23 protein-coding genes are annotated in these 24,542 nt (G+C 45.1%); 3 read left to right on the plus strand and 20 right to left on the minus strand.

Annotated features, from left to right (window positions below):
* Positions 1–2: 2 nt before the first annotated feature.
* The 3 genes from BACHE_RS15520 to BACHE_RS17445 form a co-directional block, all read right to left on the minus strand.
* Complete coding sequence (locus BACHE_RS15520; RefSeq protein WP_013548663.1) at positions 3–275, minus strand: co-chaperone GroES; 273 nt, start codon at positions 273–275, stop codon at positions 3–5.
* A gap of 180 nt (positions 276–455) precedes the next feature.
* Entirely contained in the window at positions 456–1,199 is a 744-nt protein-coding gene (locus BACHE_RS15525; RefSeq protein ID WP_013548664.1) for an EFR1 family ferrodoxin, read from the minus strand.
* 41 nt (positions 1,200–1,240) lie between these two features.
* On the minus strand, positions 1,241–1,447 hold the full coding sequence (locus BACHE_RS17445; protein ID WP_148229867.1) for a hypothetical protein: 207 nt from the start codon (positions 1,445–1,447) through the stop codon (positions 1,241–1,243).
* 216 nt (positions 1,448–1,663) lie between these two features.
* Between BACHE_RS17445 and BACHE_RS15530 the strand changes: the two genes are divergently transcribed.
* A complete protein-coding gene (locus BACHE_RS15530) occupies positions 1,664–2,878 on the plus strand; it encodes a TPR end-of-group domain-containing protein (protein ID WP_013548666.1) in 1,215 nt (404 codons plus the stop codon).
* A gap of 81 nt (positions 2,879–2,959) precedes the next feature.
* Here BACHE_RS15530 and hisS read toward each other — a convergent pair whose 3' ends face one another.
* A complete protein-coding gene (hisS, locus tag BACHE_RS15535) occupies positions 2,960–4,321 on the minus strand; it encodes a histidine--tRNA ligase (protein ID WP_013548667.1) in 1,362 nt (453 codons plus the stop codon).
* 131 nt (positions 4,322–4,452) lie between these two features.
* Between hisS and BACHE_RS15540 the strand changes: the two genes are divergently transcribed.
* The gene (locus tag BACHE_RS15540; protein WP_013548668.1) at positions 4,453–5,616 is read left to right on the plus strand and encodes a TPR end-of-group domain-containing protein; all 1,164 of its coding nucleotides are present in this window, start codon (positions 4,453–4,455) and stop codon (positions 5,614–5,616) included.
* A 64-nt stretch (positions 5,617–5,680) separates the two neighbouring features.
* Here BACHE_RS15540 and BACHE_RS15545 read toward each other — a convergent pair whose 3' ends face one another.
* From BACHE_RS15545 to BACHE_RS15575, 7 genes are all read right to left on the minus strand, one after another.
* Positions 5,681–6,376 (minus strand): zinc metallopeptidase, encoded by a 696-nt coding sequence (locus tag BACHE_RS15545; protein ID WP_013548669.1) that lies wholly within the window; start codon positions 6,374–6,376, stop codon positions 5,681–5,683.
* A gap of 130 nt (positions 6,377–6,506) precedes the next feature.
* The gene (locus BACHE_RS15550) at positions 6,507–7,805 is read right to left on the minus strand and encodes an alpha-L-fucosidase (protein ID WP_013548670.1); all 1,299 of its coding nucleotides are present in this window, start codon (positions 7,803–7,805) and stop codon (positions 6,507–6,509) included.
* Positions 7,806–7,905: 100 nt separating this feature from the next.
* Positions 7,906–9,177: an adenylosuccinate synthase gene (locus BACHE_RS15555; RefSeq protein WP_013548671.1), complete on the minus strand. Its 1,272-nt coding sequence runs from the start codon at positions 9,175–9,177 to the stop codon at positions 7,906–7,908.
* A complete protein-coding gene (locus BACHE_RS15560) occupies positions 9,174–9,662 on the minus strand; it encodes a Fur family transcriptional regulator (RefSeq protein WP_013548672.1) in 489 nt (162 codons plus the stop codon). The genes BACHE_RS15555 and BACHE_RS15560 overlap by 4 nt, the downstream gene beginning before the upstream one ends.
* 30 nt (positions 9,663–9,692) lie before the next feature.
* Positions 9,693–10,397, minus strand: a complete 705-nt coding sequence (locus BACHE_RS15565; RefSeq protein WP_013548673.1) for a DNA alkylation repair protein — start codon at positions 10,395–10,397, stop codon at positions 9,693–9,695.
* 5 nt (positions 10,398–10,402) lie between these two features.
* Positions 10,403–12,451 carry a dipeptidyl-peptidase 3 family protein gene (locus tag BACHE_RS15570; protein WP_041579919.1) on the minus strand — a complete coding sequence of 683 codons (2,049 nt, stop codon included), beginning with the start codon at positions 12,449–12,451 and terminating at the stop codon, positions 10,403–10,405.
* 102 nt (positions 12,452–12,553) lie between these two features.
* Positions 12,554–13,018: a helix-turn-helix domain-containing protein gene (locus BACHE_RS15575; RefSeq protein ID WP_013548675.1), complete on the minus strand. Its 465-nt coding sequence runs from the start codon at positions 13,016–13,018 to the stop codon at positions 12,554–12,556.
* 280 nt (positions 13,019–13,298) lie between these two features.
* On the opposite strand from BACHE_RS15575, the gene recQ reads away from it, so the two are divergent.
* Positions 13,299–15,110 carry a DNA helicase RecQ gene (gene recQ, locus BACHE_RS15580; RefSeq protein ID WP_013548676.1) on the plus strand — a complete coding sequence of 604 codons (1,812 nt, stop codon included), beginning with the start codon at positions 13,299–13,301 and terminating at the stop codon, positions 15,108–15,110.
* A gap of 2 nt (positions 15,111–15,112) precedes the next feature.
* Here the strand turns inward: recQ and BACHE_RS15585 are convergent, their stop codons facing one another.
* The 9 genes from BACHE_RS15585 to BACHE_RS15625 form a co-directional block, all read right to left on the minus strand.
* Complete coding sequence (locus BACHE_RS15585; protein ID WP_013548677.1) at positions 15,113–15,964, minus strand: tetratricopeptide repeat protein; 852 nt, start codon at positions 15,962–15,964, stop codon at positions 15,113–15,115.
* A gap of 12 nt (positions 15,965–15,976) precedes the next feature.
* The gene (cysK, locus tag BACHE_RS15590; protein WP_013548678.1) at positions 15,977–16,927 is read right to left on the minus strand and encodes a cysteine synthase A; all 951 of its coding nucleotides are present in this window, start codon (positions 16,925–16,927) and stop codon (positions 15,977–15,979) included.
* A gap of 370 nt (positions 16,928–17,297) precedes the next feature.
* Positions 17,298–18,356, minus strand: coding sequence for a 3-isopropylmalate dehydrogenase (leuB, locus tag BACHE_RS15595; protein WP_013548679.1), 1,059 nt, complete (start codon positions 18,354–18,356; stop codon positions 17,298–17,300).
* Between the two features lie 6 nt (positions 18,357–18,362).
* Positions 18,363–18,608 (minus strand): hypothetical protein, encoded by a 246-nt coding sequence (locus BACHE_RS15600; RefSeq protein WP_013548680.1) that lies wholly within the window; start codon positions 18,606–18,608, stop codon positions 18,363–18,365.
* A 10-nt stretch (positions 18,609–18,618) separates the two neighbouring features.
* Positions 18,619–20,160, minus strand: coding sequence for an alpha-isopropylmalate synthase regulatory domain-containing protein (locus tag BACHE_RS15605; RefSeq protein WP_013548681.1), 1,542 nt, complete (start codon positions 20,158–20,160; stop codon positions 18,619–18,621).
* Positions 20,150–20,749, minus strand: coding sequence for a 3-isopropylmalate dehydratase small subunit (gene leuD, locus BACHE_RS15610; protein WP_013548682.1), 600 nt, complete (start codon positions 20,747–20,749; stop codon positions 20,150–20,152). Before leuD ends, BACHE_RS15605 begins: the two co-directional genes overlap by 11 nt.
* Before the next feature lie 155 nt (positions 20,750–20,904).
* The gene (leuC, locus tag BACHE_RS15615) at positions 20,905–22,299 is read right to left on the minus strand and encodes a 3-isopropylmalate dehydratase large subunit (protein WP_013548683.1); all 1,395 of its coding nucleotides are present in this window, start codon (positions 22,297–22,299) and stop codon (positions 20,905–20,907) included.
* 41 nt (positions 22,300–22,340) lie between these two features.
* Positions 22,341–23,837, minus strand: a complete 1,497-nt coding sequence (locus tag BACHE_RS15620; RefSeq protein WP_013548684.1) for a 2-isopropylmalate synthase — start codon at positions 23,835–23,837, stop codon at positions 22,341–22,343.
* A 365-nt stretch (positions 23,838–24,202) separates the two neighbouring features.
* Entirely contained in the window at positions 24,203–24,463 is a 261-nt protein-coding gene (locus tag BACHE_RS15625) for a hypothetical protein (protein ID WP_013548685.1), read from the minus strand.
* Positions 24,464–24,542 lie beyond the last annotated feature (79 nt).

Below are 24,542 nucleotides of genomic sequence, written 5' to 3' on the forward strand. Positions count from 1 at the left end.
AATTATCCCAATACAGCGAGTACATCGCTCTGACGCATGATAAGGTATTTGACTCCTTCCACTTCCAGTTCCGTACCGGCATATTTGCCATACAACACTGTGTCGCCCACCTTCAACACCATTTCTTCGTCTTTCGTTCCGTTGCCTACTGCAATAACTTCACCCTTCAAAGGTTTCTCTTTTGCTGTATCAGGAATAATGATACCGCCAATTGTTTTTTCTTCTGCAGGTGCAGGGAGTATCAGCACTCTGTCTGCCAATGGTTTAATGTTCATAGTTCTTTTGTTTTATGTTATACATATCATGTTAATGGTTTTGCTTTATACAAGCATTGAATGAATTGCGAAAAGCGTGCCAAAGCATAAAAGCGCTTGTTTGGCAGGATATGACTGACAAAATGGCAATATCATAACAAATGTGTGCTATATCTATGAAATCGGAAGCGAACCGTATTTCTACAGATAATCTGCCAAACGGTAGCGACCTTTCCTTTGTGTAGTCTTTCTGTATTGCACCACTTTCTGAGAACAAGCATGCACACAGGCCATACAATGAATACAATCTTCTCCCCAAACCGGATTTCCATCTACCATTTTTATATTCTCTACCGGACATGACTTACTGCATATCCCACAAGATATGCATCCTTCATCTACATGAAATCCCGTGGAACAGATTATAAAGCGGGCAAACAATGGATTTACAATGTATGTCTTCAGCCATGCGGCACTTCCCTCATGCACTTGCCAGACATTTCTGCGCAATAAAACATCCCTACCTATGGAACGAACAGCACAAAGAGCATTGCTGATTTTTTGGTGACAAAGTTCAGCGGTATCCAGATTGAACATAGGAATATAAGTATTGGGCATTGTTACAGACCATGCGGCATTCAAAGGAAAGTGTCCGGACAAACGGTTCATTCCCTTACCTACATCATCGCCGCACGTACATACCGCATAACGATATTCACAGGCCGATAGCTTCAATTTAGATAGAAAATTAGCCACGACATGTGGCGCATACCATCCATGAACCGGAAAAACGACTCCCAACACCACGGCATTCTTCACAGACTCCGGTACAACTCCTCTTTTCAAACAGCAGACCGATAAATTGAAAATTTCATCATGGGTGACTTCAGCAATCTGTTCTGCAACCCAACGGGAATTTCCGGTAGCGGAAAAATAGAGTATCATATCTTTGCTTTTTATAAGACTGCAAAGATAATAATAAATGCCTATTCCAATAAATCCTCAATGGAATAACTCTCCCAAAACGCTTTTGTAGAATGTATAAGTGAACTTCCCATATACAGCAGGAACAATGCCGCTATGACAATCATCAAGAAACTGACGAGGGCATTGTGCTTTTCTTGCTTTAATTCAATAGAAACCATAAGAACCTCCTTTTTTGTCAGTACAAAGATAGATGCAGAATGTTTCATTCTGCCTACACCACCATTACAAATGTAAGGCAAAATGAGAAACTGACTTACACCACATCCTTTTGTCCTTCAAATATACAAAAAAAGGTGCAACCATACACTTCTTTTTAAATGTATTTCAGTTTTCATTCAAACTTTTATACAAAAGCCATAACACCTCTGGCATTAATTTTATAATTTCGCAACTATAACTAAAATATATAAATATTATACGCAATGAAAAAGCAAATCTACCTATTATTCACACTCCTATTTTGCTGTACGGCTCTTTGCCATGCACAAACCTCCAAAGAAAACCAGCCGACAGACAAGTTTTACGAACTGCTCAATTCTCAGAGCAAGAAGAAAAAGCAAGCACTGATGGAAAAGAATTACGCACAAGTCGAACAATGCATCTGGAGCATCATCCACAACTATGAACAACTACCGGAAACGGCACAAAAGAAAATCGGACTGGATTATGGACATTATTACTATGACATTGCATGCTACCAATCCTTACAAAATAAAAAAGAAGAGGCCTTGAAACATTTTGAATTGGCCTATCAAAACGGATTTACCGAATACAACCATATACTGAAAGACTCTGACCTGAACAACATACGTCAAGAAAAAGAATTCAAAAAGACATTGGCCAAAATCAGAGAAGAAGGAGACTACCTTTATATCCTGCAAAAATCTTCCCGATATGTCCGGAATGAACGAACGGATACACTCCCACATTTCACCTACATGAATCAGAACGACAGCAATCTGATAAAAGTACGTCAATACTTCAAGCTGGACAGTGTAGCCGGCAACGGGGACGAAATCTCGAAGATAAAGAATATATTGACTTTCGTACATAACAAAATAATGCATGACGGACAACATGGGAACCCTACAAAAATGAATTCCATCACTATGGCCGAAGCCTGTAAAGACGGCTCCCGCGGACTGAATTGCCGTGGATTGGCCACAGTTTTGAATGAATGTTATCTGTCAATGGGCTTCAAATCGCGTTTCGTAACCTGCATGCCAAAGAAATATATCAGCGATTGTCATGTCATCAATGCCGTATATTCTGAATCTTTGAATAAATGGATATGGATGGATCCCACCAACAATGCCTGGGTGATGGATGAAAACGGTAATTTACTCAGCATTCAGGAAGTGCGTGAACGTCTGTACAGAGGCCAGCCACTTGTATTGAACAAAGAAGCAAATTGGAATAACAAGGAAAGAACAACCAAAGAGCATTATCTGGACTACTATATGGCCAAAAACCTATATTACGTTAACTGTACGCTGTATAGCGAGTTCGGTACTGAAGACCGGAAATACAATCCTGCCGACTACGTAGCTCTCATGCCCAATGGATATCATAATGACATGGAAAAAGGATCACACATAGTTTATGATGACGTCTGGTTCTGGCAGACACCTCATTAAGAATAGAAGAAAAAGCGCCTTTTCCCTTGATATCAAGGGAAAAGGCGCTTCAGTAAATTTATTATGATAGATAAAAATTGGTCAATTCAGTTCACCGATCAGTTCCTTGGGAGAAACAAGTTTCTGCTCACCCGTTTCCATATTTTTCAGAGTAACCTTCCCTTCATTCATCTCATTTTCCCCTACCAAAGCAACAAACGGAATAGCCTTGGAGTTAGCATACCCCATTTGCTTCTTCATCTTACTTGAGTCCGGGAAAATTTCTGCACGAATACCAACTGCACGTACTTGGGCAAGCACATTCATGGAAAAAGCAGCTTCTCTCTCACCAAAATTGATAAAAAGTAATTGAGTACCGTCCACAGCTTCTTTAGGATAAAGGTTGAGCTGATTCAGAACATCGAAGATACGATCAGCCCCGAAAGAGATACCTACCCCACTGACACCTGCCATACCGAATACTCCCGTCAAATTGTCATAACGGCCTCCACCGGTGATACTCCCGATTTGTACATCAAGTGCCTTTACCTCAAAGATGGCGCCGGTATAATAATTCAATCCACGAGCCAGTGTCAGGTCAAGTTCTATTTCATTTTCCAAGCCGAGATTCTTTAAAGTAGAAAGAATGAATTCACTTTCTTCCACTCCCTTCCGCCCTGTCTCGCTGGCAGCAAGAACCTCCTTCAGCGTAGCCAGTTTTTCTTCGTTATTGCCATTCAGCAGGATGATAGGCTGCAACTTAGCGATAGCCTCATCACTGATGCCTTTCTCCCTCAGTTCTGCATTTACATTGTCAAGGCCGATTTTATCCAACTTGTCTATTGCTACGGTAATATCCACTATTTTATCTGCCTCACCGATAATCTCGGCAATGCCACTTAATATCTTGCGATTGTTAATCTTGATGCAGACACGGATGCCGAACCGGGTAAACACGGTATCGACAATCTGCATCAGTTCTACCTCGTTAAGCAGGGAGTCGCTGCCTACAACATCGGCATCACATTGGTAGAACTCACGGTAACGTCCCTTTTGTGGACGGTCGGCACGCCAGACAGGCTGTATCTGGTAGCGTTTAAAAGGAAAAGTGATTTCATCACGGTGCATCACCACATAGCGGGCAAAGGGCACGGTGAGGTCATAGCGCAAACCCTTCTCACAAAACTTGCTGGCAAGTTTCACGGCATTGCGGCTCAACAATTCCTCATCGGTCAAGCCGGAGAAGTAATCGCCCGAATTCTGTATCTTGAATAGAAGTTTATCACCTTCTTCTCCATATTTCCCCATCAAGGTAGAAAGCATCTCCATCGAAGGTGTTTCTATCTGTTGGAAACCATAAAGGTGATACACTTCACGAATCGTATTGAATATATAGTTACGTTTCGCCATCTCTACGGGCGAGAAGTCACGAGTTCCTTTTGGAATACTGGGTTTAGCTGCCATAATCGTTTCAATTACTTTAAAAATCGGACGACAAAGTTACAGCATTTTATTGATTAAGAAAAGAGAATGTTTACCTTTGTACCATTACCGTCGCATAAAAACGACAAAACGAACTTCAAACTTACACATTTATGAAAGAAAGACTGATCTTATTCTGCATGTTGCTGCTATGCGGCATCGGTGTTAGCCAGGCACAATCCGACAACACCAAAGACTTCGACCAAAAAGAAGAAGCCATCGCACAAAAGCTGCAACAAGCCGTCAACGAGAAAAACTATAAAGAAGCCGAAAAGAACGGTAAGGCTTTGATAACTCTGTTCAAAGAGCAAGACAAGAACACTCAGAAAAAGTACAGTTGGCTCATACAATCCTATTACTACAATTTAGCTTGTTTCCAATCCATACTAAAAAAGAAAAGTGAAGCCATCAAAAATTTAGAACTGGCCTACGACAATGGATTTCAAGATTACAACCACATGATGAATGATACCGACTTAGACAACCTGCACAGCGACAAACGCTTCAAGGCAGTGCTTGCCAAAGTGAAGAAAGTGGGAGACTACCTCGACATACTTCAAAAAGCACCGGGATACACCCACAATGAGTGCCCTGATACACTTCCCCGCTTCGAATACATCAATCCCAACAACAAGTATTTAGTAGAGGTACGCCAATACTTCAAGCTGGACAGTGTGGCAGGCGCAGGCGACGAATTATCAAAAATAAAGAACATACTGACTTATATCCACAATACCATAAAACATGATGGAAACCATGAAAGCCCGGCAGGCAGCAACATCATCAAATGGGCAGAAGCTTGCAAAGGCGGTGCACGAGGTCTGCATTGCGGAGGTCTTGCCCACGTACTGAAGAATTGTTATTTGGCCATGGGATTTAAGGCACGCCACATCAGCGGCTTACCCCAAAAGTACATCGGCGAATGCCATTCCATCAACGTAGTTTATTCCAATACCTTGGATAAATGGATATGGATGGATCCTACCAACAATGCCTGGGTGATGGATGAAAGCGGCATCATGCTAAGCGTGCAAGAAGTGCGCGAACGTCTGCGAGACGGTCGTCCGGTGACCCTAAACGAAGAAGCCAACTGGAACAACCAGCAGAAGATTACCAAAGAATATTATTTAGACAGCTATATGGCCAAGAACCTCTATAGCATAAAAGCAGACGATGTGCTGCTTTGCCCTTCAGACCCTAATGCGGAAAACTTCTTCCACGCCAAGTATGTGGTCAATGACGATGCCTGGTTCTGGCAGTCGCCCTATCAGGAATAAAAAAACAGATGATGCATCCAGCAGAAGCACATCATCTGTTTACCTATATACATAGTGTATAAACTTAATCTCTGCGACCCAAGAAGATCATGATGTAATAAATCAGCGTCGCCAACGAACCGAGTGCAGCCACCACATAAGTATAAGCAGCCGAACGGAGCGCATCTTCTGCCTGCGCATGATTATAAGAATTGGTAATGCCGGAACTGCTGAGCCATACCAACGCACGCTTACTTGCATTGATCTCCACGGGTAAAGTGATGAAGCTAAACAATGTAGTCATCGCGAACAGGATGATGCCTGCCAGCAACATCTGTGGAAAAGAATTCAGCATCAGGATACCTGCCAGCAACACCCACGTCATGATGTTGGAAGCAAACGAAACTACCGGAACCAACTTGCTGCGCATCGTCAACGGAGCGTATGCACGTGCATGCTGCACGGCATGACCACATTCGTGAGCAGCAACAGCGGCAGCCATGATACTATTGCTGCCATACACTCCCTCACTCAGATTCACTGTCTTGTTTGCAGGGTTGTAGTGGTCGGTCAGTTGTCCCGGTGTATGCGTCACGGTAACATCATAAATACCATTGTCATGCAGCATCTTCAAAGCTACATCTGCACCGGTCATTCCATTCCCTGTGGGGATCTTAGAGTATTTCTTAAACTTGCTTTGCAAGTTCATCTGTACCAGCCAACTGACTACAGCAATACCGATAAAGATAATCCATTGCATTCCTATCATTCCTGTTCCCATAATTTTTTCCTTTAACTTGTGAATAAATCTGTCTTTTTTTACTGTATAACAAATAGTTTGCCAAAAATAAAAGGAAACTGCGAGCATTGCCGCAGTTTCCCCTATCTTTTAGGAAGAATTAAAAGATTATTCAAAGCTGAATTTCCACCACTTCGTCTATTGCCACAGGTACTTCAGGTAAAAGCAATATAACACCACCTTCGCATTTCTGAACTTTCAAAGGAGTTTTATCTGCAAAACGGACGGCTTTTTTCACTTTCTTGCCCTCTAAAGGCAAAAAAAGAACTTTATCCTGCAAATCGAGGATATGTGCATACAATTTATCACCTTTCTGCGTGGTTACCCCCCACGGATGCGGAGCGACACATCCCCCGCGAGTGCCGTAAACGGTTTCGCCATACACCTTCATCCATTCCCCTACTTCTGCCAAACGCTGCAATGCGGCGGCAGGCAATTCACCGTCAGGCTGAGGACCGATGTTCATCAGCAAGTTAGCATCCTTTCCGGCAGCTTTCACCAAATAGTGAATCAATGTCTTGGCAGATTTATAGTCCGGATCCGTAATCTTATATCCCCACATGCCATTCATCGTCTCGCAAGTTTCGAGAGGCAAAGAACTGACATCCTGACCGGAAAGGCCGGCACGGTTTTCACCAGGCAAGTCACGCTCAAAGATCTGTATGTCTTCTCCCGCAAAAGGCACTTGATGATGGTTGTTTCCAACCAGACAGGCAGGCTGCAAGCGATGTATCATGGCATATTGCTCCGGCAACTGCCAGTCAAAGTCTGGATTCCGGTCTTGATCCCACCAACCGTCAAACCAGATGGCGCCAATCTCTCCATAATTGGTGAGCAGCTCGGTCAACTGATTGTTCATGAACTTATAGTAACTGTTCCAGTCGCCTTTCGGATTGGGCCGTCCCGTTCCACGTCCTGTACGTCCCCACGGAGCGTCTTCACGATACCAGTCAATATGCGAATAGTACAAGTGCAAACGAATACCTTGCTTATGACACTCATCTGCCAGTTCCTTCAGAATGTCACGTTTAAAGGGAGTGGCATCCACAATATTATAATCGGAATAACGGGTATGAAACATAGAGAAGCCCTCGTGATGACGAGTTGTAAAACAGATGTATTTTGCTCCGGACGCCTTGATGGCAGCCACCCATTTGGCAGCATCGAACTTAGAAGGATAAAAGCCTCCCGCCAATTTGGCATACTCCTTATAATTAAGATCTTTGTTGGTCATGGTCCACTCACCGGTTGCCAGCATGGCATAAAGCCCCCAATGCAAAAAAATGCCAAACTTATTGTCCCTAAACTCCTGACGGGACTTCAGGTTCTCCTCCGTCGGCCGATAAGTCTGTGACTTGGCAGAGGGTATAAATAGAAATAACAAGAAAAAAGATAGAATTTGTGTTTTCATGGAAATAAAATTAAAAAGGTACGGATTCTCCGGATACCCGCGGCTTTTCTGACGAAACCGTAAATCCGTGTAATCCGTACCTGAAGGTTGTCTGTTGATATTATTCTTCGGTATAACGCTCAATGGTCTGCTCTCGATCAGGCCCCACAGATACAATCTTGACGGGTACACCTAATTGCTCTTCCAAGAAAGACAGATAGGCATTAAATTCTTCAGGGAACTCATCTTCACTCTGCATCTTGGTCATGTCAGTCTGCCAACCGGGCAACTCCACATATACCGGTTCCACTTCTTCCTTGATATCGAACGGGAAGTAATCAATTTCCTCACCATTCATTTTATAAGCCACGCAGGCTTTGATGGTTTCAAATGAGTCGAGCACATCGCTCTTCATCATTATCAGTTTGGTAACGCCGTCCACCATAATGGCATATTTCAATGCAACCAGGTCAATCCAACCGCAACGGCGCTTGCGTCCCGTTACAGAACCGAACTCATGCCCTAACGTACAGATCTGGTCGCCGGTCTTGTCAAACAGTTCCGTAGGAAACGGACCTGCTCCCACACGTGTGCAATAGGCCTTGAAAATGCCATATACTTCTCCAATCTTGTTGGGAGCAATACCCAAACCGGTACACGCACCCGCACAAACAGTATTGGAAGAAGTGACAAACGGATAAGACCCGAAATCAACATCCAGCATGGTTCCTTGTGCACCCTCGCACAATACAGACTTACCGGCAGACAGCAAGTTGTTCATTTCGTGCTCACTGTCCACCAATCGGAACTGCTTCAGATATTCAATACCTTCGAACCAAGCCTTCTCCGGCTCTGTAAGGTCATAGTCATAGTCCAGACTCTTCAAAATCAGTTCGTGGCGAGCTTTGGCAGCAGCGTATTTCTTGTCAAAATCATGCAGGATATCCCCCACACGCACACCGTTACGGCTTATCTTATCCGTATAAGTAGGTCCGATACCTTTTCCGGTAGTTCCTACCTTAGCATCGCCTTTGGCAGCTTCGTATGCAGCATCCAGTATGCGATGGGTAGGCAAAATAAGGTGCGCTTTCTTGGAGATATGCAAACGTTCTTTCAGGTTATGACCGGAAGCTTCCAAAGCTTCGGCCTCAGCCTTGAAAAGAGCCGGATCGAGCACTACACCGTTACCGATGATATTTACCTTGTCACCTTGGAAGATTCCCGAAGGAATGGAACGAAGCACATACTTCTGACCTTCAAATTCCAGTGTATGCCCGGCATTTGGCCCACCTTGGAAACGTGCCACAACATCATATCTTGGAGTTAATACATCAACGACCTTGCCTTTGCCTTCGTCGCCCCATTGTAATCCTAATAGAACATCTACTTTCATTTTTCTTTCTTATGATTATTATTCTTCTTTTTCCGTTTATTGGCCCGGTCGCACTTGCTGCAAAGTCCGTACATATATAAGGAATAATGCGTCAGGTTAAAGCGACTCAACTTGGTGTTTTCAATAGCGTGCTGCAATTCCTCATTCTGAAATTCTATTACTTTCCCGCATTGTGTGCAGATTTGGTGATGATGCGTATCACGGTTATAACACTTTTCGTATTGTGAGGAATTGCCGAACTGGTGTTTAATGACCAAGCGGGCATTGATAAGTAAAATAATGGTATTGTAAAGTGTGGCGCGACTTACACGGAAGTTTTCCTGGTCGGCCATCAACGAATAGAGCGTGTCAATATCAAAATGCCCTTCCATGGAGTAAATGGTATCGAGTATGGCATAACGTTCGGGAGTCTTCCGATGCCCGTTCGCATTCAGATATTCAGTGAATATCTGCCTTACTGTATCTTTCACATTCTGACTTTCCATTTGACGGCGCAGTTTTTACGGCCAACAAAGTTAATCCTTTTTTGTGGAAAGCAAGAGAGAAAGGGAGAAAATTTCTTCTCTCACAAGATTATACAGCAACTGCTCTGTTTCAGAAGCTGAATCTTTAAAACTCTCTACACGACGGCATACCCGAAAAGCATTATCTTCACTGTGCTGCATGAAACGGCGGATAGCAGTCGTCGCAGCATTACGGACATGATACGTACCTGACAAAAAAGCGCAAATAGCCTGATCCAGAAACTCATTTTCAACACGTTCATTCATATCTCCTTTTTTCATCAGCAGACGGGCAATGGTGAGAAAGCCGCAAACTTGCAAGTATTCTCTTTCATCCGCAATCCAATGAAAAGACTTTGCCGGTGCATATGGCAAGTATTGAAACAAATTCATGGAAGTAAGTTCAGCTATCTCTATGTTGCTGATATTTTCTACCCAAATATCAGCAATTTCGGGCAAAAAACGATCTACCGGCTGTATAAGACCGGCAAGGATTTTGCACTCCCGGATGTCTTCTTTCCACAAGGCTTGAGCCAACGCATGGCTTTTTTCATATCCGGCAGCAATGCCTTTGATACGAGGAAGCTCTACGCCGAAATTCAGTTTATATACCAACCCTTTCTCGCGCATACTCTGGGACACAGCCCCGTTCATGGAGAGACGGAGCTGTGTTTTTATTTCTTTCAGTTGTTGATGTAGTTGTTCTTTTGAATCCATCTTCATTAATTATTTATCGAAGGCAACGTAGAATAGTCTTTGCTATAACGCAACATCTGTTCCGCATATCCTTCATCGTAAGTAATCTTCACATCGGTAATCTTGCCACCGGCATCCATCACTGCCTCATACCTCGGATTGACAAATCCCTTATACGGTGCAAGATGCAACTTTTTGTAACGTTCCAGAATTTCCGCATGTAAAACCGGATCTACTTTTACCGCATAAGTTTCTACCAAATTACGGGCTGCTTTAAAATCTCCTGTGGACTTAACACGCTGTATTTCGGCAAGAAGCTCACCAAATAAGCTACGGAGCTTTTCGTAATCATTCACCACCACGTAAGTCTTTCCGTCTTTTTTTATCATCTCCACCACTTTTTCCGCCGCCCCTTTCTCGAATATCCAACGTGCTATGAGCTGACGATTGCGCATATGAGCCTCTTCCACATTATTACCCGGTTCAATACGGACAAGCTGTGTCATCAGGCCATTCATCAAAAAGGTGTAGTATTCGGCTTTATAAGCATCGGCATCCGGCGTCAGTCCAAGCTCCACCAGTTTCGGATCGGCTACGTAATATAGCCCGAACAAATCAGCACGGGCCTCCTCTATCGTAGAGCCGTAAGCCTTCAACGCATCCGGATCAACTCCCGGCAAAAGCTTTCCTGAACCATGTCCCAGACATTCGTGCAAATCAGTATGCAACTCGCCGGTTAGGTCGGCATACTTATCGATCAACCGAAGTTCGGCATCACTATATACAAATTCTTCATTAAAACCATTACCGTGTGCCGCTTTATTGTAGGCATCGGTTATATTGCCAATCGTCACCGACTTGGAACCATGATGGCTTCGAATCCAGTTTGCATTGGGCAGGTTAATGCCGATAGCAGTGGCAGGATACAAATCACCGGCCAGAATAGCCGCCGTAATTACCTTGGCAGACACTCCTTTTACTTTTTCCTTCTTGAATTGCTTTTCCACCGGAGAATGATCCTCAAACCATTGTGCATTACTACTGATCAGTTCCGTGCGGTGTGTAGCCACCATATCTTTGAAGTTCACCAAAGACTCCCAACTGGCTTTCATGCCCAAAGGATCTCCGTAGCTTTCTGTAAATCCGTTTATAAAATCAATGCGTGAGTCCAAATCCTTCACCCAAAGAATGGCATATTCATCAAAAGTCTTCAGATCACCTGTTTCATAGAATTCTACCAATTTAGCTATCACAGCTTTCTGCTCAGGTGTCTCTGCAACATCTTCCGCTTTCTTCAGCCAATATACTATCTTCTCAAGTGCCGAACCGTACAAACCACCTACTTTCCACACCTTTTCCCAAACCTTACCATCCACTTTTACCAAACGGCTGTTCAAACCGTAAGAAACCGGTGTCTCGTCTTCAGGATCTTTCAAAGCACCATAAAACTCTTCAGCTTCCTGCTGTGTGACATTCTCATAATAATTGCAGGCAGAAGTCAACAATAAATCTTCACCGGCGGCCTGATTCACACGCTTCGGCATCACCTCAGGGTCAAAAATGACAGGGAACACCTCAGCACATAGCTGTTCCACAGTCTGTCCTTCGGCAAGCGGCAATATCGAAGCATCCATGCCCTGCAAAGCCCGCCTTAAAAATTCCGGGGTAAAACCCGGCAGAAACTTCTCACTGCCATAATGATGATGAATGCCATTGGAGAACCATACCCGTTTCAGATAAATTTCCATGGCTTTGAAATCAGCAGTATTCTTATCTCCCCGATATCCGGTATAAACAGCTTCAAGCAACCTCCGGATGGTCAGGTTATACTTACCATTCTGATCAAATAAAATATCTCTTCCCTGCAAAGCGGCTTCCGTCAGGTAATAGACTAATTCTTTTTGTTTGAGGGATAATTCCTCAAACCCGGGTACGCGATAGCGTAAAATCTGTAAATCTGCAAATTGTTCCACTGTATAATCAAATTTTTCTGCTTCGGCAGTTGTTTTCCGGATGCCGCCACAAGCCGTCAATACCGAGAGGACGGCCACCATAGAAAAAAGATATTTCTTCATGCGTCGGGGCATTAGAGTGTATCATTAATAAAGACGAAAAGGAAGTATTTCGAAACAAACGTTCCGAAATATTTCCTTTTTTATACATTCAGTCATGCAGAATTATTTCTTTTTATCTGCGTGTCTTTTACGATAACCGTTGGGAGTCTCACCTACATTTTTGTAAAAAGCGGCATAGAAAGACTGGCGGTTTGCAAAACCAACCATCGTACTGATTTCTTCCACATTCTTGTCGGCATATCTCTTGTCTGTCAACAAATGCATTGCTTCTTTTACCCTGTATTCATTCAGTAAGCAAGAATAATTCATACCGAAACGCGAATTTACCACTGCTGACAAATAGCGGGTGTTCGTCTGTAACTCTTTTGCCAAATCTTTAGCTGAATAGTCTTGATCTCTGTACTTTTTCTGCACGACCACGATATTCAATATCCTGTCATACAACTCATCTGCCAATTCCGGACGTATCAAGGAACGGTAGGCAGCCTCCTTTTCTTTCTTCTCGCGCAGGTTGTAAGGACGTTTCTTCGGAGCCTTTTCCTGTGCCTTGTTTTCTAAATCACTCATTGAATTAACTGGTTAGGGTTGTTTAAAATTGGAAATCCAAAGGATTTTCCCTTAGACTTTACAAAAGTCTGACATTTTTTTTTAATACGCAACTTTTCCCGTACATATTTTTGATATGTAAACAACGAAAAAGGTTGAAAAGAAGGCTGCGAAACCAATTAATAAGAAACTTTAACTTTTGACTAAAACAGTGCTATATAAAATCAACATGAATTGCAATTTGTACTTTATACAATAATTAGTGTACCTTTGCTCCATAAAATATATATCCTGAAATTTTATGCTGCAAACTCTCAAAACATATTTCGGTTATGACAGTTTCCGTCCTTTGCAAGAGACGATCATCCGTCATTTGTTAGACCGCAAGGATGCATTAGTACTAATGCCAACAGGTGGTGGAAAATCCATTTGTTACCAACTGCCGGCGTTGCTTTGCGAAGGCACTGCCGTAGTGGTTTCTCCCCTTATATCATTGATGAAAGATCAGGTCGAAACCCTGTGTGCCAACGGTATTGCCGCCGGTGCGCTGAACAGCAACAATGATGAGACGGAAAATGCGTCCCTGCGCCGCTTGTGCATGGAAGGCAAATTAAAACTGCTCTATATCTCACCCGAAAAACTATTGGCTGAAGCCAACTATTTACTGCGGGATATGCACATCTCTTTATTCGCCATCGACGAAGCACACTGCATCTCACAGTGGGGACATGATTTCCGTCCGGAATATACACAAATGGGAGTTCTGCACCAACAATTTCCACAAATTCCCATCATTGCACTGACCGCTACTGCCGACAAGATTACCCGTGAGGATATTATTAAACAACTCCATCTTAACCAACCGAAGATTTTCATCTCATCTTTCGATCGCCCCAACCTGAGCCTTACAGTAAAGCGCGGGTATCAACAAAAGGAAAAGGGCAAGGCTATTCTTGATTTTATCAACCGGCATCCGGGAGAATGCGGCATCATCTACTGCATGAGCCGGAGTAAAACAGAGTCGGTAGCACAAATGCTACAAAAGCAGGGCATCAAGGCAGCCATCTACCATGCCGGGTTGTCTGCCGCCAAAAGAGACGAGGCACAAGATGATTTTATCAATGACCGTGTACAAGTGGTATGCGCCACTATCGCCTTCGGAATGGGTATCGACAAGAGCAATGTACGCTGGGTAATTCATTATAATTTACCAAAAAGCATCGAAAGCTTCTATCAGGAAATAGGCCGTGCCGGAAGAGACGGGCTGCCAAGTGACACCCTCCTCTTCTATTCACTGGCAGACCTCATTCTGCTCACAAAATTTGCTACGGAAAGCGGACAGCAAAGCATCAATATAGAGAAGCTGCAACGCATGCAGCAGTATGCCGAAGCCGACATCTGCCGCCGCCGGATTCTGCTCAGTTATTTCGGAGAAAACACCGCACACGACTGCGGAAACTGCGATGTCTGCAAGAATCCTCCGGAACGATTTGATGGTACTATAATTGTACAAAAAGCATTGAGTGCCATCGTGCGTACAGATCAGCAGATAGGTACGGGAATGCTGGTTGACATCCTAAGAGGCACTTTGAGTTCCGAAATAGCCGAACGTGGCTACCACCATCTGAAAACATTCGGAGCCGGACGTGAAGTACCTGCCCGTGATTGGCAGGATTACCTGCTGCAAATGCTCCAGTTGGGCTACTTCGAGATAGCCTACAATGAAAACAATCACTTGAAAATCACTGCAAGCGGCAGTGATGTCTTATTTGGGAGATGCAGTGCGCAGCTTGTGGTGATCCGCCGGGAAGAAGCCGCAGACAGCAAACGGGGACGTAAACGCAAATCCAGTGCTCCCGTACAAGAGCTGCCTTTGGGACTGCCCAATACAGAAAGCGAAGAATTGTTCGAAGCCCTACGCAGCCTCCGTAAGCGCCTTGCCGACCAAGAAGCGCTGCCTGCCTATATCGTGCTGTCCGACAAGGTGCTACATTTGCTCAGCGCTTCACGCCCCACCACCATAGAGGAGTTTGGCAACATCAGCGGCATAGGTGAATATAAAAAGAAAAAATACGGTAAAGACTTTATCGAACTGATACGCAAATATTGCTAAGATCATTTACACTGCTGCAACAGTCCGCGCACCTCTGCCTGAGAGATTCCCAAAGATACGGCTTTCTCAAAGTCACGTTTTGCTAAGTCCTTTTTCTTTTGGGAAAGATAAATCTGGCCTCGCGCCAGATAGGCTTCGGGCTGTGCGGCATCCAGGTCAAGCCCCTCCTCCAAATCTATCAATGCCAGATCAACATGCTTCATATCTTTCTCAACGCCGGCGCGTGCTATATAGAGGACAGCATAAAGAGATGTCGTAATTTGCGTACTACCGTCCATTTTATCCGCTATCATTTTATTTAACAAAGAGAGCGATTCTTCATATTTACCTTCCTTCTGTGCCAGAGTAGCCAGCCCCAGACGCCCGTTGTAACTCAAAGGATTCAGTTTCAAAAATCGTTCATAATCAGCTCTTGCTGCTTTATAATCCCGTTTCTGCCTATAAATATAGGCACGCATCAGCAAAGCCTCCTGATTGTCGGCCTCTATATCCAAGGCAAGCGAATAGTCCATCCGAGCCAATTCATCTTTGCCCAATTCAAGATAAATTGCGGCACGGTTCAGCAGGATGGAAACTGCACGCGGCGCGATATTCAGTGCGAAGGTATAAGATTCGAGCGCCTTCTCATATTCACTCCGGCGACGCTGTATCGTACCCAGATTGGAAAACAACAAGGCATTATGCGGATTGGCAGGTTCCAGCCTCAAAGCCTTCACGATATATTCTTCGGCCTGCGCCAGACTGTCCTGCTCCGTAGCGGCAAGCGCACGCTCACTAAGTTCCTTATAAGTCTGGCAGAAGGCGGAAACGGCTGCCATACTCCATACGACGGAGAAAAGAATAAATTTCTTCATAACAGATTATTATCAATCCAAAGGATAAGTATCAAAAGCAAACAGTTCCGTTGACAGATACCGTTCACCGGTGTCAGGCAGCAAGGCTACAATCATTTTGCCGGCAAATTCGGGACGGCCGGCCAGCAAGCGAGCCGCATAAACCGCCGCGCCGGACGATATTCCGGCCAGCAGCCCTTCGGTAGAAGACAACTCGCGACCGGCACGAATGGCCTCGTCATCAGGCACAGGAATTATTTCATCCACCAAAGAGGCATCGTAAATGGAGGGGACGAAATTGGCGCCGATGCCCTGAATGCGGTGAGAAGCTGCCGTTCCGCCTTCCAATACGGGGGAAGAGGCAGGCTCCACTGCCACGATATAAACATCAGGGTTGTGTTTTTTCAAAGCGCGCGCCACGCCACAGACCGTGCCTCCCGTACCTACACCGGCAACAAAAACATCTACTTTTCCATCTGTATCCGTCCAGATTTCTTCTCCGGTAGTCAGTTCATGCACCTTGACGTTGGAAGGGTTATCGAACTGCTGCAAAATGACAGAACCGACGATTTTATCTTTCAGTTCCAGAGCTTTTGAAATAGAACCTGCCATACCGGACACCCCATCTGTCAGCACAATCTCAGCTCCCAAAGCCTTCAACAAATTACGACGCTCAATGCTCATAGTCTCAGGCATAGTCAGAATGAGATGATATCCTTTTATGGTCGCCACCATCGCCAGTCCCACTCCCGTATTTCCACTGGTAGGCTCGATGATTGTAGCACCGGGGGCCAGAATTCCACGTGCTTCGGCATCTTCAATCATGGCAAGTGCCACGCGATCTTTTACACTTCCTGCCGGATTAAAGGCTTCCAGTTTGGCCAGTATATCCCGGCACAATCCGTACTTGCCGCTATATCCGGCCAATTCCATCAGCGGTGTATGACCGATGAGTTCCGTCAGTTTCTTTGCAATCTTTGCCATATACAGAATTTTATTTTAGCGTGAACGGAATAAGGGAGCATCTGCCTAAACAGTGTGTTCTGTCCAACGTTTGCGAATGCTTGTCCGAGCCGCGCGGATATGTATCCGAGCACCGCAAATATGTATTCGCGCACTGCGAACAGAGATTTCTTCAAGTGGAAAACATTTTTTCTTCTTAACCTTTAGAACTTTTCTACCTATGTTCCGCAATTTTTCTACCTGCATCCCGGCACTGTTCTACTGGTATCGGAGATATTCCTTATATCGCATTCACGTGATTCAACAAAAGAGGCTGCATCAGGAATCACCCCTGATACAGCCTCGCAAAGTTAAGAAAAATCCTTCCGTTCCTTTGTTTCATTAATGAAGATTAGCACTTAATGCGATTCACAATCCAGGCGCCAACTTCTTTTGTTCCATATTTAGCGCCACCTTCCACCTGGATTTCAGGTGTGCGCACATTGGCATCGAGCGAAGCATCTACCACCTTGCGGATCAGCGCCCCCTCCTCTTTCAGATCGAAATACTCGAACAACATGGCCACGGAAAGTATCTGCGCCAACGGATTGGCTATATTCAAGCCCTTAGCCTGCGGCCACGAGCCGTGAATCGGCTCAAACACCGGTGTGCTTTCTCCGGTGGAAGCAGACGGAAGCAATCCCATCGAACCGCTGATACAAGAGCCTTCATCTGTCAAGATGTCGCCGAACGTATTCTCCGTCACCATCACATCAAAGAACTTCGGCTCCTGAATCATGCGCATGGCGGCATTGTCCACATACATATAGTCGGTATTCACTTCGGGATAGCGGGGAGCCATTTCCTGCGCAATCTTTCTCCACAAGCGGGAAGAAGCAAGTACATTCGCCTTATCCACCACCGTGAGGTGCTTGTTGCGCTTCATGGCATATTCAAAGCCTACCTTCAAGATGCGCTCAATCTCCGGACGAGTGTACATATTCGTGTCATACGCCTTGTCATTGTCCTGATATTTTTCACCAAAGTACATGCCTCCGGTCAGCTCGCGGATGCAGATAAAGTCTGCGCCATCCACCAGTTCCGCACGAAGCGGCGACTTGTGAAGCAGGCATTTGAAAGTCTGCACCGGACGGATGTTGGCAAACAAGCCCAACCGCTTGCGCATGGCCAGCAAACCTTGTTCGGGACGCACTTTGGCCGTCGGGTTATTGTCGAATTTCGGGTCGCCTACGGCAGAGAAGAGCACCGCGTCGGCATCCTTGCAAGTCTGATAAGTGGCTTCGGGGAACGGGTCGCCCACTTTGTCGATAGCGTCTGCACCACAGATGGCATACTCATAGTTTACTTTGTGTCCGAATTTCTCACAAACGGCGGTCATTACATCTACCCCTACGGCAGAGATTTCGGGGCCGATACCGTCACCGGCCAATACTGCAATTTTAAAGTCCATAATAGTTTATTTCTTTTTCAATTCATTCTCTATTTTATCTTTCATCGCTTTGTTTTTGCGACGAATGCGGTCGCCTGCCACAAAGCCGGCAGTTAACATAAGCACACATATCACATCTAAAAGGGTGACAAGCTGTACATCATTTCCATACCAATTCAAGAAAACACGGAACAAAAATATCACGCAAGCAAAAAACAAATAGCTTGCATTAGGTTTTCTCTCAAAATAATCCCTTACTGTTTTATAAGTCATAATTAATATTTTATTTACCGTATTCTCCTTCAATAATATTCAGCATCTTCACCGTCGCCTTGATGGCCGCTTCCGTCTGGTCGGCATCGAGTCCGCGGGTACGGAATATCTTATCCTCATAGCTCCAAGTAATCACGGTTTGCACAAAGGCATCGGTGCGTCCGCCGGGAGGGATGGTTACAGCATAGTTGGTCAACATCGGGAACTTACGTCCCAAAGTCACCTTATAGACCTTGCGCAACGCACGTACAAAGGCATCGTACTGACCATCGCCGCTGGAGCTTTCTTCGTACTCCTTACCATTGATCTCAATTCTCAATGTGGCCATAGGTTTCAATCCAAAAGCCAGATTCACGATATAGCTTTTAAGATTCACACGTTCTTCCACCACACCATGCTTCAACACGTCCGAAACGATGTAAGGCAAATCTTCCTGTGTCACCAACTCCTTCTTGTCTCCCAACTCGATGATGCGCTCTGTAACTTTGCGCATGGCATCCTCATCCAATTGCAAGCCCAAATCTTCCAGATTCTTACGGATATTTGCCTTACCGCTGTTTTTACCCAAAGCGTATTCCCGCTTACGTCCAAAACGTTCGGGCAGCAGGTCGTTACAGTAAAGATTACTTTTATTGTCACCATCGGCATGCACGCCCGCAACCTGTGTGAAGACGTTTTCGCCGACAATCGGTTTGTTGGCAGGGATTACAATGCCCGAATAGGATTCGACTACCCGGCTCACGTCATTCAACCGACTCTCATCAATACTGGTGATCGCACTGAAATGATCTTTCAAAATGGCCTGAACACTGGCAAGAGGAGCATTTCCCGCACGTTCGCCCAAACCATTGATCGTGGTATGCAGACCTCTGCAACCACTCAAAACAGCAGCCAGCACATTACTCACGGCAAGATCGTAGTCATTATGGGCATGGAAATCAAAATGGGTATGGGGATAGCGCTTAACCATCTTCCTCATGAATTCGATGACCTGCAGAGGATTCAAGATGCCCAGCGTATCGGGCAGCATATAACGCTGTATATTGGTCTGAATCAAAGCATCCATCAGTTGAAAAACATATTCCGGAGAATCTTTCATACCGTTACTCCAGTCTTCCAGATAGACATTCACCTCCATATCCTGCTCATTGGCATAATTCACCACAGCGAGAATATCTTCTATATGCTCCTCAAGACTCTTTTGAAGCTGACAAGTGCAATGCTTCAGCGAGCCTTTGCACAGCAGGTTGATGACACGGCAACCGGTAGCGTGAATCCAGTCCACCGACACGTGTCCGTCCACAAAGCCCAGCACTTCCACTCTCGGCAGCATATTGCGGCGGGCAGCCCAGTCACAAATCATCTTTACAGCATCAAATTCACCTTCGGATACCCTGGCAGAAGCCACTTCCACCCGATCCACCTTCAAATCTTCCAGCAATAAACGGGCAATCATCAGCTTCTCATGGGGTACAAAGGACACTCCACTGGTCTGTTCGCCATCGCGGAGCGTGGTATCCATGATTTCTATTTTCGGATGATTAGGCTTCATTTTTTTTCTCCCAGTTTTCTATCTTATCCTTGTTTTCTACCAGGAAATCGATGTCGTCCAATCCGTTCATCAGGCAATGCTTCTTGTAGGCGTTGATTTCAAAACGTTCGCTCCGGCCCGTAGCCTTGTTGGTAATGGTCTGCTCAGGCAGATTCACTTCCACCTCTGTCTTCGGGTCGGCGGCGATAGAGCCGAACAGCTCTTGCAAGAACGGCTCGGTCACTACCACGGGAAGAACGAAGTTGTTCAGTTCGTTGTTCTTGTGGATGTCGGCAAAGAAACTGGAGACTACCACCCGGAAGCCATATCCGGCAATGGCCCATGCAGCATGTTCGCGGCTGGAACCCGAACCGAAATTCTTTCCGGCCACCAAGATTTGTCCGCCATAAGCGGGATTGTTCAGTACGAAGTCCTCATTCAGCGAGCCGTCCGGACGATAGCGCCAGTCGCGGAACAGGTTGTCGCCGAAAAACTTTTCTTCGCGGGTGGTGGCCTTCAGGAAGCGTGCGGGGATTATCTGGTCGGTATCCACATTCTCCAGAGGGAGGGGTACGCAAGTGCTTGTCAGTATATCGAATTTTTGTTTCATTGTCTTAGTCTTTTTAATTGTTTTATGATGCCACGGAGGCCATCTCTATATCTTTCTTGAAACGGGCAAGGCTATACGCCGTAGTACTTATACGGAAGTACCGCAATCATGCCCAATCTTCCAAGCGGAAACGCCTTACTTCAGTGTTACGCAGGTTAAATCAGCTCCCTCGGATCGGTTATCACACCCGTCACCGCAGCCGCGGCTGCCACCAGCGGACTGGCAAGCAAGGTACGTGCACCCGGTCCCTGACGGCCTTCAAAGTTACGGTTACTGGTAGAAACCGAGTATTTTCCTGCCGGAATCTTGTCATCATTCATTGCCAGACAAGCGGAACATCCCGGCTGACGGATCACAAATCCCGCCTCTCCAAGAATCTTATCCAACCCTTCTTCACGAATCTGTGTATCTACCATCCAAGAACCAGGAACCAACCATGCCACTACGCCCTCCGCCTTTTGACGTCCATTCACGAGGGAGGCAAAGGCGCGGAAATCCTCGATGCGGCCATTGGTACAGGCTCCTAAGAACACATAGTCTATCTTCTTGCCCAGCAGCGACTCGCCCGGTTGGAAGCCCATATAGTCCATAGACTTCATGAAAGAAGCCCGTGCCGCCTCTCCCATACCTTCGGTGGTCGGGATGTTTTGTGTGATGCCCATACCCATACCGGGGTTGGTTCCGTAAGTAATCATCGGCTCGATATCTTCAGCAGCAAAATGCACTTCTTTATCGAAAACTGCATTTTCATCGGTCTTCAACGTTTTCCAATAAGCCAATGCCTTGTTCCACGCTTCACCTTTCGGAGCATATTCACGTCCTTTGATGTACTCAAAAGTCACTTCATCCGGAGCAACCATCCCGCCACGCGCACCCATTTCAATACTCAGGTTGCACAAAGTCAGTCTGCCCTCCATCGTCAAACCACGCACTGCTTCACCGGCATATTCTACGAAATAGCCTGTCGCCCCACTGGTTGTCATTTTAGACATCATGTACAAAGCCATGTCTTTGGCCGTCACCCCTTTTCCAAGCTTGCCATCGATAGTGATACGCATTGTTTTAGGACGAGTCTGAAGAATGCACTGCGAAGCCATCACCATTTCTACCTCACTCGTACCGATGCCGAAAGCCACTGCCCCCATCGCACCGTGGGTCGATGTATGCGAATCGCCACACACAATGGTCATGCCGGGTAAAGTCAGCCCACGCTCAGGCCCCACCACATGAATGATACCATTCTTTTGATCCATCATCCCGAAATGCGCCAATCCGAAATCCTTCGCATTCTTGGCCAATGTATCCACCTGTGTCTTCGATACAGGGTCTTCGATGGGTTTGTCCTGATCGTGCGTCGGCGTATTGTGGTCGGGCATACAGAAAATCTTCTCCGGACGGAAGCACTTGATGCCGCGCTCGCGCAAACCGGAGAAAGCCTGCGGACTGGTCACTTCATGGCAATAGAGACGGTCGATGTAAAGCTGTGTGGGCCCCTCTTCCACCTCTTGTACCAAGTGGGCATCCCAGATTTTATCAAATAATGTATTCATCTTGTTATGTACGGTTTAACTATTTACGATTATGATTGGATTTACATTTTGAACTTGTTGATACAGTCGATATAGGCTTCCACAGACGCCGCAATAATATCAGTATTGGCTCCGAAGCCATAATAGATACAATTATCATATTCCACCTGCATGTGTACCTTGCCCATATCATCGCTACCCTTACTGATAGCCTGGATTGTGAACTCTTTCAAGGTCATGTGACGGTCGATGATTTTCTTCAGAGCTTTGATAGCTGCATCCACCGGACCATTTCCACTGGCTGCCGCTTCAAACCTCTCACCGGAAATATTCAGTCCCAGACTGGCCACAGAACGAACTCCCACTCCACTGGTCACCTGCAGGTATTCTAATTTGACACGATGATTCTGGGTACGGTCAGCACCGGCCAACACCAGAATATCATCATCATTGATATCCTTCTTCTTATCGGCAAGTTTCAGAAACTCTTCATAAACCTTATCCAGTTTTTCCTGATCCAACTGCATGCCCAATATCTGCAGACGATTTTTCAAAGCCGCACGTCCACTGCGAGCAGTCAGTACGATAGAGTTATCATCGATACCTACATCGTGCGGGTCAATAATTTCATACGTCTGCACATTTTTCAATACGCCATCCTGATGGATGCCCGAAGAATGAGCGAAAGCATTACGCCCTACGATAGCCTTATTGGGCTGAACCGGCATATTCATTAAGCTGGATACCATACGGCTCGTTGGGTAGATTTTTTGAGTATTGATGTTGGTTTCAATTTCAATGTCCTTATGGCATTTGATAATCATCGCCACTTCTTCCAAAGAGGTATTTCCAGCACGCTCGCCGATACCATTGATTGTAACCTCCACTTGACGCGCACCGTTCAGCACACCTGCCATTGTGTTTGCAGTGGCCATTCCAAGATCATTGTGGCAATGAGTGGAAATGATAGCGTTATGAACACCGTCCACATTCTCCATCAGATATTTAATCTTCGCGCCATATTCGGCAGGCAAGCAATAGCCTGTTGTATCAGGGATATTCACCACTGTGGCTCCGGCTCTGATTACGGCTTCCACTACACGAGCCAGATATTCATTATCCGTTCGTCCCGCATCTTCGGCGTAAAACTCGACATCATCCACAAATCGGCGGGCATACTTTACGGCAGCAACTGCACGCTCTATAATTTCTTCACGGTTAGAATTGAATTTATATTTGATATGAGAATCAGAAGTGCCTATTCCTGTATGGATGCGTTTATGCTTGGCAAACCGCAAAGCATCTGCGGCTACATCAATGTCTTTCTGCACAGCACGTGTCAAAGCGCAGATGGTAGGCCATGTCACAGCCTTTGAAATTTCAATCACAGAATTAAAGTCACCCGGACTCGAAATAGGGAATCCGGCTTCAATCACATCCACACCCAACGCTTCCAACTGCTTGGCAACCTGAATTTTCTCTACCGTATTCAACTGGCATCCCGGAACCTGTTCACCATCACGGAGAGTCGTGTCGAAAATAAATAACTTGTCACTCATTGCTTATTGTATTTATAATATATATTCCATAAAAAAAGCCTTTCGCACCGGGAAGTGAGAAAGGCTTAGTATATCGTTTCATCTTACATATATTCACGCACAGCACTCACTTCCACTAAACTTTGCCAGTAGAATAATAATACCACACAGTAGAATATATGTAAAGTTCTGAATCATCATTTTTTTATTTTGATGTTGCAAAGGTAGAGATTATTTCGCAGCTCACAAAGTAATTCATTACTTTTTTCTTTAAAAAATAATCAGTTCATAAGTTATTTCTCTTTTATTACTTTAATATATAACAAAAAAGGTATATCATTGAGATATACCTTTTATCTATGAAAAAATTCAAGACGGGCATTGAATTATTTCTTGTCACACGCTTTGCTGCATTCCTTTTTATCGCAAGCAGCCTTGTCACACTCCTTAGCACAGTTGGCACTATCACAAGAGGCAGAATCAGCAGTCTTGCAACAAGTCTTTGCAGAATCACATTGTTCCGTTTTTGCAGCACAACAAGAATCTGCAGTTACACTATTGGCATCAGTAGCCTTTTTATTGCCACAGGAAGTTACTGCAAAAGAAAATGCCACGGCCACAGCAACCAATAAAACTTTAGTTTTCATACTTTCAATTTACTTTAAACGTTGATAAAATTAGTTTGTGGCAAATATAAGAAAAGTTTATGAAAATACCAAAACAAAT

The sequence above is a fragment of the Bacteroides helcogenes P 36-108 genome, from assembly GCF_000186225.1.
Lineage (GTDB): Bacteria > Bacteroidota > Bacteroidia > Bacteroidales > Bacteroidaceae > Bacteroides > Bacteroides helcogenes.